Origin of the sequence: Shouchella xiaoxiensis (assembly GCF_016907895.1) — a bacterium.
Taxonomy (GTDB): Bacteria; Bacillota; Bacilli; order Bacillales; family Bacillaceae_D; genus Shouchella; species Shouchella xiaoxiensis.
In genome coordinates, this window is record NZ_JAFBCV010000001.1 from 151,103 (window position 1) to 164,476 (window position 13,374).

General features: G+C 41.7%; 17 protein-coding genes. 12 read left to right on the top strand and 5 right to left on the bottom strand.

Features of this window, described 5'->3' with window-relative positions; all coding sequences use genetic code 11:
- The first annotated feature begins 484 nt into the window (after nucleotides 1–484).
- From JOC54_RS00705 to JOC54_RS00740, 8 genes are all read left to right on the top strand, one after another.
- Nucleotides 485–1,948, top strand: coding sequence for an alanine/glycine:cation symporter family protein (locus tag JOC54_RS00705; RefSeq protein ID WP_204463651.1), 1,464 nt, complete (start codon nucleotides 485–487; stop codon nucleotides 1,946–1,948).
- A 112-nt stretch (nucleotides 1,949–2,060) separates the two neighbouring features.
- Nucleotides 2,061–2,552, top strand: a complete 492-nt coding sequence (locus JOC54_RS00710) for an NUDIX hydrolase (protein ID WP_204463652.1) — start codon at nucleotides 2,061–2,063, stop codon at nucleotides 2,550–2,552.
- Between the two features lie 9 nt (nucleotides 2,553–2,561).
- Nucleotides 2,562–3,011: a GNAT family N-acetyltransferase gene (locus tag JOC54_RS00715; RefSeq protein ID WP_204463653.1), complete on the top strand. Its 450-nt coding sequence runs from the start codon at nucleotides 2,562–2,564 to the stop codon at nucleotides 3,009–3,011.
- 28 nt (nucleotides 3,012–3,039) lie between these two features.
- A complete protein-coding gene (locus tag JOC54_RS00720; protein WP_204463654.1) occupies nucleotides 3,040–3,909 on the top strand; it encodes an alpha/beta fold hydrolase in 870 nt (289 codons plus the stop codon).
- A gap of 276 nt (nucleotides 3,910–4,185) precedes the next feature.
- The gene (gene pnuC / locus JOC54_RS00725; protein WP_204463655.1) at nucleotides 4,186–4,884 is read left to right on the top strand and encodes a nicotinamide riboside transporter PnuC; all 699 of its coding nucleotides are present in this window, start codon (nucleotides 4,186–4,188) and stop codon (nucleotides 4,882–4,884) included.
- A 21-nt stretch (nucleotides 4,885–4,905) separates the two neighbouring features.
- A complete protein-coding gene (gene nadR / locus JOC54_RS00730) occupies nucleotides 4,906–5,946 on the top strand; it encodes a multifunctional transcriptional regulator/nicotinamide-nucleotide adenylyltransferase/ribosylnicotinamide kinase NadR (RefSeq protein WP_239586516.1) in 1,041 nt (346 codons plus the stop codon).
- A 1-nt stretch (nucleotide 5,947) separates the two neighbouring features.
- Nucleotides 5,948–6,841, top strand: a complete 894-nt coding sequence (locus JOC54_RS00735; RefSeq protein ID WP_204463657.1) for an SMI1/KNR4 family protein — start codon at nucleotides 5,948–5,950, stop codon at nucleotides 6,839–6,841.
- 67 nt (nucleotides 6,842–6,908) lie between these two features.
- Nucleotides 6,909–7,706, top strand: coding sequence for an aminoglycoside phosphotransferase family protein (locus JOC54_RS00740; RefSeq protein WP_204463659.1), 798 nt, complete (start codon nucleotides 6,909–6,911; stop codon nucleotides 7,704–7,706).
- Here JOC54_RS00740 and JOC54_RS00745 read toward each other — a convergent pair.
- Both JOC54_RS00745 and JOC54_RS00750 read right to left on the bottom strand, forming a co-directional pair.
- Nucleotides 7,703–7,894, bottom strand: coding sequence for a DUF6440 family protein (locus tag JOC54_RS00745; RefSeq protein ID WP_035417244.1), 192 nt, complete (start codon nucleotides 7,892–7,894; stop codon nucleotides 7,703–7,705). The two genes, JOC54_RS00740 and JOC54_RS00745, sit on opposite strands and share 4 nt — an antisense overlap.
- A 5-nt stretch (nucleotides 7,895–7,899) precedes the next feature.
- Entirely contained in the window at nucleotides 7,900–8,145 is a 246-nt protein-coding gene (locus tag JOC54_RS00750) for a hypothetical protein (RefSeq protein ID WP_204463661.1), read from the bottom strand.
- Between the two features lie 136 nt (nucleotides 8,146–8,281).
- Here JOC54_RS00750 and JOC54_RS00755 point away from each other — a divergent pair, with 136 nt between their 5' ends.
- Nucleotides 8,282–8,728, top strand: coding sequence for an NUDIX hydrolase (locus tag JOC54_RS00755; protein WP_204463662.1), 447 nt, complete (start codon nucleotides 8,282–8,284; stop codon nucleotides 8,726–8,728).
- A gap of 85 nt (nucleotides 8,729–8,813) precedes the next feature.
- Nucleotides 8,814–9,290, top strand: coding sequence for a DUF2975 domain-containing protein (locus JOC54_RS00760; protein ID WP_035417248.1), 477 nt, complete (start codon nucleotides 8,814–8,816; stop codon nucleotides 9,288–9,290).
- A 174-nt stretch (nucleotides 9,291–9,464) separates the two neighbouring features.
- Here the strand turns inward: JOC54_RS00760 and JOC54_RS00765 are convergent, their stop codons facing one another.
- Complete coding sequence (locus JOC54_RS00765) at nucleotides 9,465–10,193, bottom strand: DUF3784 domain-containing protein (protein ID WP_204463664.1); 729 nt, start codon at nucleotides 10,191–10,193, stop codon at nucleotides 9,465–9,467.
- Nucleotides 10,194–10,300: 107 nt separating this feature from the next.
- On the opposite strand from JOC54_RS00765, the gene JOC54_RS00770 reads away from it, so the two are divergent.
- Entirely contained in the window at nucleotides 10,301–10,741 is a 441-nt protein-coding gene (locus tag JOC54_RS00770) for a GNAT family N-acetyltransferase (protein ID WP_204463667.1), read from the top strand.
- A gap of 46 nt (nucleotides 10,742–10,787) precedes the next feature.
- Here JOC54_RS00770 and JOC54_RS00775 read toward each other — a convergent pair whose 3' ends face one another.
- Both JOC54_RS00775 and JOC54_RS00780 read right to left on the bottom strand, forming a co-directional pair.
- Entirely contained in the window at nucleotides 10,788–11,165 is a 378-nt protein-coding gene (locus JOC54_RS00775) for a VOC family protein (RefSeq protein ID WP_204464417.1), read from the bottom strand.
- A gap of 63 nt (nucleotides 11,166–11,228) precedes the next feature.
- Nucleotides 11,229–12,008: a 3-hydroxybutyrate dehydrogenase gene (locus JOC54_RS00780; RefSeq protein ID WP_204463670.1), complete on the bottom strand. Its 780-nt coding sequence runs from the start codon at nucleotides 12,006–12,008 to the stop codon at nucleotides 11,229–11,231.
- A 139-nt stretch (nucleotides 12,009–12,147) separates the two neighbouring features.
- Here JOC54_RS00780 and JOC54_RS00785 point away from each other — a divergent pair, with 139 nt between their 5' ends.
- Complete coding sequence (locus tag JOC54_RS00785) at nucleotides 12,148–13,326, top strand: acetyl-CoA C-acetyltransferase (protein ID WP_204463672.1); 1,179 nt, start codon at nucleotides 12,148–12,150, stop codon at nucleotides 13,324–13,326.
- The last annotated feature ends 48 nt before the right edge of the window (nucleotides 13,327–13,374 follow it).

The window sequence follows — 13,374 nt, forward strand, 5'->3', positions numbered from 1 at the left end:
TTTCTCCTTTAATTGGTTTTACTCTATTGTAAGATGTAATCAAATGAAATTGAAGACGCATATTAGACTGTTTTCTTAAAGACAAAAACGACGATGCTCTTAATGATAATGACTAGAAGCATGATCGGGACAATACCAAAAGCAAGTAAGAGTGGAATCATAACCGCTGTTGAACCATTGATAACACTAAAAACAATAGGTACCCTCCTTACAAAAAAGTATGCTAATCAGGGTGGAGTGAACGATAAGTAGGACGTCCAAACAGAAACAATTCAATGATAACGAACGCTTAGCAAATTACCCGGAAAAACTAGCCGTAGCCTGCTCGTTATTATCAATTAATTGCGACTATTTACCTAAAGGTTTTGTCAGATTATTTAACATATTATATGCCAAATGACTCTTTTCTCTTTCATTTTAGAAGTATATGATTAACACTATCTTTTCTACTAGCAAGTAAGACATACCTTTAGGAGGTACGAAAGTGCAATCATTCTTAGAAGCTATAAATGGTATTTTATGGAGTACTCCAGTTATTTACTCATTACTTGGTGTCGGACTTATTTTCTCAATATTAACTCGATTTCTACAGGTTAGGCATATTAAGGATATCTTTAAGCTTATGTTTACTGGAAAAAAATCAGATACTGGAATTTCCTCCTTCCAAGCGTTATCGCTAGCGTTAGCTGGTCGGGTTGGGACAGGTAATATCGCCGGGGTTGCTTCCGCTATTTACTTTGGTGGACCGGGGGCGGTGTTCTGGATGTGGGCAATTGCCTTCTTAGGTGCTTCAAGTGCCTTCATTGAATCAACGCTCGCTCAAGTATACAAAACTAAGCAAGGCGGCCAGTATCGTGGGGGACCTGCTTATTATATTGAGAAAGGGCTTGGTCAGAAATGGTTTGGAATTGTTTTTGCGATTGCGGCACTTCTGGCAATGTCTCTGTTAATGCCGGGGGTGCAGGCAAATGCGATTTCGGCTGCGATGACGGAAGCTTTCTCTATTCCTAATTGGGTTACTGGTCTATTTCTTGTTCTTGTTCTTGGTGCAATTATTCTTGGCGGAATTAAATGGATTGCCAATACGGCCTCTTTTATTGTCCCATTCATGGCAATTGCCTATATGATTATGGCGATTATTATTATTGGGATGAATATTAGCCTGATCCCTGAAACAATCGCGCTCATTTTTAGCAGTGCGTTTGGAATGGACTCGATTTTTGGTGGCTTACTAGGTAGCGCAATTGCCTGGGGCGTTATGCGAGGTGTCTACTCCAATGAAGCCGGGCAAGGTACAGGTGCTCATGCGGCCGGGGCAGCGGAAGTATCGCATCCGACAAAGCAGGGACTTGTTCAAGCGGGCTCGGTTTATATTGATACGCTGCTTGTCTGTTCAGCGACAGCCTTCATGATTCTGTTCACAGGTATGTACAATACGCAAGGATTAAATGAAGGCGATGCTGACATAGTCAATGCACTGCCGGCAATACCGGAACCTGGTCCTGAATACACTCAGGCGGCGATCAATAGCATCTTTCCTGCATTTGGAACAGGCTTTGTCGCAATTGCTCTTTTATTCTTTGCTTTTACAACAATCATGGCCTACTACTATATCGCGGAAACAAATGTTGCCTATTTAATGCGAGGCAAGAAAGCAGCAGTACCGATGTTCATCATTAAGCTTGTTCTACTCGGAGCGACTATGTTTGGAACGATGAGGACAGCAAATAATGCTTGGCTCTTAGGTGATATTGGACTCGGATTAATGGTATGGGTGAACGTTATTGCGATTGTTCTGCTCGCCAAGCCAGCGCTACAATGTTTGAAAGACTACGAAGCTCAGAAAGCGCAGGGGCTTGATCCTGTCTTTGATCCGAAGAAACTAGGTATTAAAAATGCCACGTTCTGGGAAACATATGAAGATCCAGCGAAGAGAAAGAGTGTCTAATGATTGAAGGAAGCCTGCCGTGTGCAGGCTTCCTTTTTTTTGTATGAATGGAAATGGGATAATTTATTAAGGAATTATTCTGTTAAAATTAAAATGAGAGGAAGTGATGAAGATGACCTCAAGAATAGTTAATTGGGATGGAGAAGTTCATTTAACGTGGTTCGAGACAAACCAACCGCCGCTGCAAATTGAACATGTAACGAGTGTACATGGCTTTTGTTTTGATGGGGCTACAATATTGCTGGTGGATTTAGATAAGCGAGGCTGGGATTTTCCAGGTGGGCATGTTGAGGCAGGTGAACGTCCAGAAGAAAGCTTTGCGCGAGAAGCGATGGAGGAAGGGTATGTTGAAGGTGATTCCTCGCTTTTAGGTTACATTATTGTCGACCATAGCCGCAATGCAAACTGGAATGAAAAAAGCGTGTATCCGCAAATCGGCTATCAACTATTCTATAAGATGAACATCACTAAGGTGCATCCTTTTCTGGGGGAGTTTGAATCGTCAAGACGCTTATTTATTTCACCGGATCAAGTGAATCAATTCTATGATGGTTGGCATGAACTGTATCACGAGATGATAACATGCGCGACTAAGGATAAGTGAGGGAAACGAATGATTATTAGAAGATACGAGCAAAAGGATGAAAAACATGTAATAGAGTTAGCTAAACGCTTTGATGGAGTCTCCTATATGAATTATCGAGATCAAGCTAAGATGGAAGCAAAACAACGTGATTTAGCGTTAAAAGCGGTTAATGAGAATACGGAAAACATCTTTGTCGCAGAAGATCAGGGAGAATTGTCTGGCTACATTGAACTAACGATTCAAGAAGACTATTTTACAAAAAAGAGACAGGCTTATATCTCAGCGATCTCGGTAGCGTCTCATGGTGAGGGAAAAGGCGTCGGCAAAGCTCTGATGAAACAAGCAGAGGAGTGGGCTCAGAGCCACGGCTTAACGGAAGTGATACTGGATGTATTTAAAAACAATGAGAGAGCGATTGGACTTTATGAACATTTAGGTTATCAACAAGAGGTTGTTAAGATGGTTAAGGAATTATGAGATTCTAGAACTAGAAGAGGTGGAAAGCATGTGGAAAAGAGAGCTGGTTCAAACTGATAGAGGTGTGTTTGAAGTATTTAGAAAAGGAAAAGGCACACCACTTTGCGTGACGCATTATTATTCAACATTCAATGAAAGCGGAGATTATTTCGCGGATGTTTTCACTAAATCACATTCAGTTATTCTCATTAATTTGCGAGAAAGTGGATACTCAGAACAAGCAAAGGAACCTCATCAACTGAGTTTCATTGAAACGGTTTTAGACATAGAAGGTATCCGCCAAGCTTTAGGGTATGAAAAATGGAGTTTTGCTGGTCACTCAACCGGAGGAATGCTTGGTTTAGTATATGGCATTCACTTTTCTGAATCACTGGTGTATACGATTATCGTCGGAGCAGCTGCTCGAGATTATCAGACATTCTCTGTCAATTGTATCTACTATAACCAGCACCCGTTATTTGAAACGATGCAGACACTCCTTCAAGTAGTAGCTGACCCGACTAGAACAGAGGAGGAGAAAGAATCTTTCAAAATTGAACGAACAAAACTCTCATTGTATCAACCAAGCAACTATCTTTCCTATTTTAATAAATCGATTCGTAAAAGAATAAATCCAATTCGCTTAGCTTTTCTCAGTAGGGAAATGACTGTATTTGATCTGACAAGGAAGCTGTCACTAATTGAAATTCCTTCATTAATCGTGTGCGGCGAGCACGATGTTCAGTGTCCCGTTGAGTATTCAATTGAAATGGCAGAAGCAATCGTTGCTTCTAAGCTTGTTATTTTTGAGAAAAGTAACCATTATCCGTTCCTTGAAGAGGCAGAGAAATTTGAACAAGAAGTACATACATTCATTAGAGAAGTTAATCTTACAGGTCAGCCTAAAATTCAATTATAATTATTTTACCACTTTCACAAAAAATGAGACTGTTAGAAAAATAAGATAGTCTATTTTCAAACTTTGATTTATAATGAAAAAACAGAATGAAAACAAAGCGCAAAACATACGTTAATCGGAAACCAATGATTCGCTGTTCTTGTGCTTGCTTAATTATGTGAATTGTTCACAATCTACCTGTGTGAAGGAGGAAGGTTTTCATCAAATTAAATCGACATTGCCAAAGTATGTGAAATAAGTAACAAACAAAATCAGATTGAAAGAAGGCGTAAGCTCATGTTTACTGGCTGGACGATGTTTGAGAAGATTTGGTTGATTACGTTTACAGGGATTACGGTTTATCTCTTTTTTGCATGGCAGGATTCATTAATTGGATTGATTTCTTCCATCTCAGGGATGTTGTGTGTGGTGTTAGTCGCAAAGGGGAAGGTGTCGAATTACTATTTTGGAATGGTTCAAACGAGCACGTATGCGTATATTGCCTATACATATAGTTTGTATGGAGAGTCGATGTTAAATGCGCTCTTCTACCTACCAATTCAATTTATTGGTATCTATTTATGGCGCAAGAATCGTACAGCGAACAGCGTCAGCGGCGAAGACGTCAGCGTGAAGAAACTGACAAAGTCCGGCTGGCTCTACGTTGCCTTAATTGCTGTGGCGGCATCGCTTCTTTATGCGGAAATATTAGCGGCGATTGGTGGTCAGCAAGTGCGGATCGACTCAGTTGCTGTCGTCTTGTCCATCATTGCCCAAATCTTGATGCTCAAACGTTACGCAGAACAGTGGGTGCTGTGGATTGTTGTAAATGCATTAACCATTACGCTGTGGATCATTGTTTTAGTTGAGACAGGTGGAAACGATTGGTCAATGCTCGTGATGTGGACGGCGTTTTTATTTAACAGCATTTATGGCTATCTAAATTGGTTAAAGCTGGCGAAGAAGCAAGGTGAGAAGAAGCAGGAAGTTGCGTAGGTCAAAGAGGGAGGAATCCAAATGAGTATAGGGAGAGTGGGGATGTTTGGTGGGAAATTCTTACCGTTTCCCCATCTTGGTCATGTGTACGCGATGATTCAAGCATCAACAATGGTCGATGAGCTTCACGTTATCGTTTCGCATGACGCTGCTTTTGAAGAAGCGCTTTGTACCGGAGGAAAAACGAGATTTGAAAGCGCTACAATGCGTTTACGCTGGTGGACGCAATTGACGAAAGACCTGCCTCATGTGCAGGTGCATGCTGTCTATGAAGAGCAGACTGGCGCCTTTTCTGACTGGGAAAGGGGCAGAGACGGTATTCTTAAGGCAATCGGAAAAGAGATTGATGTTGTCTTTAGTTCCGAGCATGCTTATACACCGATTTTTTCAAAACTATACCCTCAGGCTAAGCACATTATTATTGACGCCAAGCGAGAACAGTATGCGATATCGGGCACCAAAATTCGAAATGAAGGCGTCATGAAGCACTGGGCGATGATTCCGAAAGTGGTTCAACCCCACTATGCGAAAAAAGTCGTTGTTGTCGGTACGGAAAGCTGCGGTAAATCAACGCTGGTGAAAAACTTAGCAACTTTGTATAACACAACCTATGTCGAAGAATATGGGAGAACCTTTTATGAGAAGCTCGGTGGGTGCGAAGGAATTACAATAAAAAGCGACTACGCGGAGATTGCGTTTGAGCATAAGTATCATGAAAAAATGGAGCTGCAAAAAGCAAACAAAGTGTTGTTTATTGATACAGAAGCAATCGTTACGCAGTATTTTTCACAAGCGTATCTCGATCAAACTCAGCCGATCCTTGGGGCGATTAGTAAGATTCAGCACTATGATCTGTGGTTGTTTTTAGAACCAGATGTGACTTGGGTTGATGATGGGACAAGGTCGTTTGGTGCAGATAATATCCGCGAGCAAAATAACAACTTGCTGAAGGAGCTTCTTGCGAAGAATAAGATCGAGTACAAAGTGATAAAGGGAGATTTTCAAACCCGCTTAAATGAAGCAATGACGCATGTAGATGCGTTGGTGACAGAGGAGAATTAACATGGCGGCTTTAATGAAAAATGCGCTTCGCTTTATGCAACCAAAATCGAAACGGAAGGGTGTGTCCTTAGCCGATATTAAGCGAGGAGAAAAGACGTTAGGTGCGCTTTTTCCCGACGAGTACAAAGCGCTTTTCCTTATGACAAATGGAGGGATAGTGGGGGATTGGACGTTACTGCCGCTGGCAAGTTGTGAAAAGACAACCGCTATCGATGTCATTACTTATCAACGTGAAATGCGCCCAGAAGGGATACCTAATGATCTGATTGTTATTGGCACAAGCCAAAGTGGGGAGTTCCTCTGCTATCGCGTGAGGAAGCGCTTTATGCAAGAATTAGTCTTTATTTGGAACGAGAAGACTGGAAAAACGGATTGTTCAGCACTGACATTAGAACAATTCTTTGATTGGTATGCAGCAAAGCACAAGACGAAGGAGAAGTTAGGAACATTTCCGGTAACGGGCACAAAGCTGCTTGTGACCGATGCAATAGACGGGATGAAAGAAGAAGATGGGAACATGGTTTTTACCAATGTAAAAGCTGGAGACTGGACGGCATCGCTAGCCTACATGGAAGATCAAACGGTTAAACACGTAACTGTTTTTTATGGGAAAAAGCTCTCAAGTGGGAAATGGCATGAATTTAATAAACCAATTGTCGTTGATTCTGCATTAGTTGGTATGTTTGATTATGATGCTTATCAGAAAGTAGATGACGCTGTTCATGAAAAGATGTTTAACTCTGATGAGCAAGCTTGGCTTATGCCAGAAGGTGTTGTAGCACTATCCGGATACGGCGATGGTATATATACGATTCAGCTTAAATACAATGTCGCTAAACAGCTTGTAGGATTGAAAATAGATTTTGCTGAAACAGAAGGAGAATACTGGGAATAAAGTTATCTTTGTTTTGTTACGATTGCTATTATAATAGCAATAACAGTAGCTAGAAAGGAGGGGCTTTATGCGATCGAACGAAAGTAAAGAGGAATTACTTGCAGGAGGAAACATCTCAAATGTCTATCGAATTTCTAATACGGTCCGACGCGATTTAAAGCCGAACAGTACCAATGTGCACAAGTTACTGCTTCATCTTGAACAATCAGGATATGCTCATTCACCAACGTTTAAAGGAATGGATGAACAAGGAAGGGAAATTCTGTCGTTTATCGAAGGAGAAGCAGGACATTATCCATTAAAAAAGTTTATGTGGTCGGATGCTGTTCTGAGGGAAGTGGCGACATTACAGCGAGAATACCACGATGCCGTCAGCAATTTTCCATTTGGCGAGTGGGAGCCGATGAAAGGAACACCCAGTCCATTTGAGGTAATCTGCCACAATGATTTTGCGTTCTACAATCTGATCTTTAGAAACGAAAAAGTAGTGGGGATAATTGATTTCGATGTAGCAGCACCGGGGCCGAGGCAGTGGGATATCGCCTATACCTTGTATACATGTGTTCCTTTAAGCAGGCAGTGGCATGACGAAACAGGAGCGCTGGTTCCTTATGATGCAGAGAGAGATGGAAACCGAATCAAGCAGCGGATAAAACGGTTTTTAACCAGTTATGGGATGCAAGAAATGAAGCAGGGAATTTTTGAAATGGTCATCCTCCGAATTGAGAGTCTATGTGCATATATCGAGAAAAAAGCCAACGAAGGTGACGTGGCTTTTCAGAATATGATCGATGAAGGTCATCTGATCCACTATAAAGAGGATCTTATGTTTATTCGAACGCAGTATCAGGACTGGATGGATTAAGGTTTTTCAATGACAACCTTACCGTTATCATCTAGCAGTGGCGTAATGCTACTGCCGGCACCAACCCATGACTGCAAGTAATGAACGCCGGTCTGTTGATCAACAACAACAGAGAACTTGCCAAGCGTTGGTACGTTTTCTGTTGATTTAACGAGAAAGCGGTTGTTGTCATTTTTTTTTGTAAACATCGCACTCATCCCTTTTCTTGTTTTAGTTCATCAACTAGCTTTTTTCCATCAACGAGAGATAAGCCGTATAGTTCTCTCGCTCGTTTAATGGCGTGTACATCCTTGTCTTGTTCCAATAGCTCCTCAATTTCACGGAAACGAGGATGTTCTTTTGCTTTTGCGACGGTGATGTTAACGGAAGGGTTTGCAGGTTTACGTCTGAAAATGAACAGCAGCAGGATGATGATAACAGCAATTAAGAGATATTCCATTGTTTTCATCCTTTCGCTATGCAGAATTTCTTCTATCATAACGAACGGGTCTTTTTAGCGTCAAGGGTAGTGTGAATAATTTGAATTGAGTTGGGACAACTTAGTTCGCAACTTTTTCGTATTGGGAGGAAGAAGAATGAAACAAGACTCTATCGTCTTAGTCGCAAGTGTAACCGTTATGCGTGATGACAGCGTCCTACTTATTAAAGAAAATAAACCGACTGCAAGGAACAAGTGGAACTTTCCGAGTGGTCGGATTGAGAGAGGCGAAGAGATTTTTCAAGCCGCTTTAAGGGAAGTAAAAGAAGAAACGGGGCTGGCCGTTAAGCTAATGAGCACAACTGGGGTATACCAATTCCAGAGTAATACGAATGACCAAGTGATCCTCTTTCATTTTATGGCTGAAGTTGTTGGTGGGGAGTTATCATTTTCAGAAGAAGAAATTATTGAAGGGAAATGGTTTAGGATAAATGAGCTATCAAGATTGGAGAAAGATGAGTTAAGAGAACCAACAGTCCTTACGCAAATTATTAACAATGTTGTTAACGGGAAGACGCACACAATCGATTTATTTCACAATTAAGACAGAAAATAAAAACTCCATAAATAATTTATTGATAAACAATAAATATATTGGTAAGCTAAAGGAGAAAAGAAGGAGGTATCTTATGAATGTTAGCGGAATTCCATTATTAAGAACGACAATCATTTTGATTGGTATCATCATATTAGTTGCATCAATCTTTTATTTACCGTATTTAGCAAATGAGACAGCAACAAATTTTCCTGAATATGCGCACTTAAAATACCCCATATTAATTGGTCTATACCTTACGTTGTTGCCGTTTAATTATGCGCTGTATCAATCGTTGAAACTGTTAACACATATAAAAAGAAATCAAGTATTCACGGTGCTTTCTACGAAAGCGTTAAGAATGATTCGTAATTCAGCTTTCATCATTATTGGCATTTATCTTCTTGGTGGCTTGTTTCTTTTCATCCAAAATGCACTTCATCCCGGCATCATCCTGCTTGGACTGGTCATCGTCTTCACGTCAACGGTCATTTGCGCATTTTCCGGTTTGTTGCAAAAGGTTTTACAAAAAGCAATTGATATGAAAAGTGAAAATGAGCTGACAATTTAAGTCGCATTTGAACTTCAGATCATAAAAGACAGGAATACATGTATGTGACGCAGTGAAAAAGACAAATGCCCATTTCGAGATTTGTCTTTTTAGCCTGCGGTTTTTAGAGGAAGGAGAACCGAGAACTTGGTAATTGAGATTTCTTCGCTACCTATGAAAAGCCAAGGTTCAGATTCAATGCATCTTGTCTTGAATCTCATCATATAGCAACCACGTCGCGTCACTGTTCGCCTCATTAATAAAGACATACGTCTCGTCTGTCTCGAGATAAATATAAGGTCCTTCATTGCGGTTTTCTAAAAATAATCGGCCTCTGCCTAAGCCCTCAAGCGTGTAATGACCGTCGCTTTTGTTCGCAAGCGATCGTCCATTATTTCGCAATTGAATTGTTGGCAACGTTTCAACGAGCTCGATTGATGAAACATCTTCCCAGTTTAGCTCAATAGAATAGAGCCCGCTGATGGAGAGTCCTCCTTCTGAAACGTTTTTGGCCGTGGGGATAAACAATGTAGACCCAAGCGCAATGAGCAGAAGGACTGACCCCCCGAGAACAATGTTATTAGTCACTTTTTTCTTCCCTCTGTACATCTTATTCGTGATGATGAGTAGATCAGTGAATAAGTAAATAAGAAAGGCGCCGTACGTAATCTCCATCGAATAAGGAATTCCAAGAAGTACGAGGGGCATGGTTATAATGAAAATAAGGCCAGAGACAATCATAACGCGAGCGTTCGCTTGCGGATAGCCAATGGAAATGAGGCGTTCTTGTTCTTCTTTTGAGTATAAATAAAATCCTTTAAGCAGCCCGTATTTTTTCTTTTTAACAATTAAATAGGCAAAAGTGAAAAATAATACGATCAGCATTGTATTAATTAAAATCATAATCCATGTAAAGTCTGCCATGATAACAGCTCCCTTTCATGTTTGCTTTTTTTGTATACGGTTTCTTAAAAGGGTAGGTTTCATAAGGGGAATGTTGTAAGCTGTTCCATATAGAGAGGGTGGGGAAAATGAATGTAAAACAAGCAACCATTGATGATTTAGCAGCAGTAGCAAAGCTATTTGACTTGTATCGGCAATTTTATCAGCAGGAGTCGAATCTTGCTGGAGCAGAAGCGTACATAATGTCTCGGATTGAAAAGGAAGAGTCCGTTATTTTTGTCGTGCAGGACGAGCAGGAGTTTGTCGGCTTTACTCATCTCTATCCGACGTTTTCCTCGATTTCCATGCAGAAAGCCTGGGTTTTAAATGACTTATATGTGGAAAAGAGTGCGCGAGGTAAAGGTGTTGGAGAGCAGCTCTTACACAAAGCAGAAGCTTTTGCTAAGGAAACGGGCGCAAAAAGCCTAAGTCTGAGTACTGCTCCTGATAACGCAAGCGCACAACGACTCTATGAAAAAAATGGCTATAAACGCGACTCGGAGTTTTATTATTATGAGCTGGTGTTATAAAGAAGAAAAAGGATTGGCCACTTAAGTGCCAATCCTTTTTACTATTTTATTCGCTCTCCACTTCGCTCATGAAGGCATGTGTATTTCCCTCAGTATCGTTGAAAAATGTCATCCATGTTTCTGTCGCGCCCATTTTGGCGACGAGGTGGGGTTCGTCAATAAATGAGATGCCTACTTTTTGATAGTCGTCGTACGTCTTTCTTATATTCTCCACTTGAAAGTAGACAACCGAGCTTGGAAAGGTGAACGCTTCATTTTCCGGTAAGCTAAGAAGAAGACGCGTACCGTTACAGTCGAAGAAAGCCATCGTGTCTGTTGAAAAAAGCAAAGGTAGATGAAGAGATTGATAGAATGCAATCGCTCGCTTCATATCTTTAACCGGTACACCTATTTGATTGATTTTCTGAATAGGGTTCATTTCAATCACTCCTTGTGTATTTGGTTTCAGTATACCGGAAGCTTCCTATCTGAGACAGTGATTCTGCGCTTATTGCACAGTATAACCACCGTCAATGACCATCGTTTGTCCAGTGATTCCTCGCGCTTCAACACTAGAGAGGTAAAGTGCGATACTTGCAATCTCTTCAACTGTAATTAAGCGCTTTTGCGGGACAAGAGGATAAATAACATCTTCTAGCACTTTTTCGTGATCGACCTTGCGCGTGCGGGCCAAATCTTTCATTTGATTACGGACGAGTGGTGTATCAATATAGCCTGGTGCAATGCAGTTGACGGTGATCCCGTTCTCGGCTGATTCAAGCGCTGCTACTTTGGATAAGCCAATAATGCCGTGTTTAGCACTGTTGTAGGCTGCTTTACCAGCAAAACCGATGAGCCCATTAATGGAAGACATATTAATAATGCGGCCGAAATTCTGTTGTTTCATAATTGGCATCGCGTGTTTAATCGCCATAAAAGGCCCAACTAGCATGATATTAATAAGCAGCTGGTAGCGCTCTGTGTCAAACTCCTCAATCGGTGCGACATGCTGCATGCCGGCATTGTTGATGAGCACGTCGAGGCGACCGAACTGATCAGTGGCTGTGTTAATCATCTTCTTCACATCTGCTTCTTTTGTTACATCTCCAGCGACAGCAACCGCTGTAAACCCTCTTTCGCGAAGAGAAGCTTCTGCTTGCTTTACCCCCTCGGCATTCATATCTGTTAAAACGACCTTTGCCCCTTCTGACGCGTAGCGCTCGCCAAGCTGATAGCCAATCCCGCTCGCTGCTCCAGTAATTAAGACAACTTGTTCATTTGTTTTCATCGCTTTTCCCTCCATCGATCTCACTTATGTTTTCACCTTTATTCATGCAATAATGATGCCAATAGCCATGATTTAGTTGTTCGATTTTGGCATGTATTTTGCATAGATAAACATGAATACATTAGAGGAGGAAATGAACATGAGAGAAGTTGTGATTGTCAGTGCAGCTCGGACGCCGATTGGTCGGTTTGGTGGGCAGTTTGCTTCCGTATCTGCGGTTGAATTAGGTGTTATTGCGGCAAAGGAAGCGATTAAGCGAGCGGGGATTGATCCAGCTGAAATTAATGAAGTATTAATAGGGAATATCCTTTCAGCGGGTCTAGGTCAAAATGTGGCTAGACAGGTCGCGATTCATGCTGGTTTGCCAGAAGAAACGCCAGCATTAACGGTTAACAAGTTATGTGGATCAGGCTTACGGACGGTCATTATGGCAGCCCAGTTTATTGCGCTTGGTGATGGAGATGTGATCCTGGCTGGTGGAACGGAGAGCATGACAAACGCACCTTATCTGCTACCAAATCAACGTTTTGGCAAGAAGATGGGGAATGCTGAAGTCATTGATTCAATGGTTCATGATGCGTTGACAGACGCTTTTGACCAGCAGCATATGGGGATGACGGCAGAGGAAATAGCTTCACGCTGGAATCTCTCTCGAACAGAGCAAGATGAATTTGCATTAAACAGCCAGCAAAAAACCGAGCAAGCGCAAAAAAAAGGTCGTTTTCATGAAGAAATTGCCCCGGTTCATGTGCAAAAACGTCGGGAAGAGGTCGTCATCGATACGGACGAGTATCCACGGCACGGTACAACAATTGAGCAGCTAAGCGCATTGCGCCCTGCTTTTAAGAAAGACGGTACGGTCACGGCGGGGAATGCTTCTGGAATCAATGACGGTGCGGCAATGGTTGTGTTAATGGCAAAAGAAAAAGCTGAAGCGCTCGGTCTACCTTGGCTAGCAACGATTGAAGGGTATGGAAACGCCGCCCTTGATCCAAAAATTATGGGCTATGGACCTGTTCCAGCTTCAAGAAAAGCGCTGGAACGTGCAGGAACAGCGGTGGAAGAGATCGATTTGTTTGAGTTAAACGAGGCTTTTGCGGCTCAATCCCTTGCTGTTATGAAAGACTTAAAACTTGATCCAGCTAAAGTGAATGTGAACGGCGGCGGAATTGCTCTCGGACATCCAGTGGGAGCTTCCGGTGCGAGAATTCTTGTGACGTTGCTGTATGAATTGAAGCGTCAAGAAAAAAATAGAGGGCTGGCAACGCTTTGTATCGGCGGTGGTCAAGGTAGTTCATTAATTGTAAACAGAGGCTAAATTGGTTGTGATATACTTGGGGAAAACAGCGTAGAAAAAGGAGCTGAA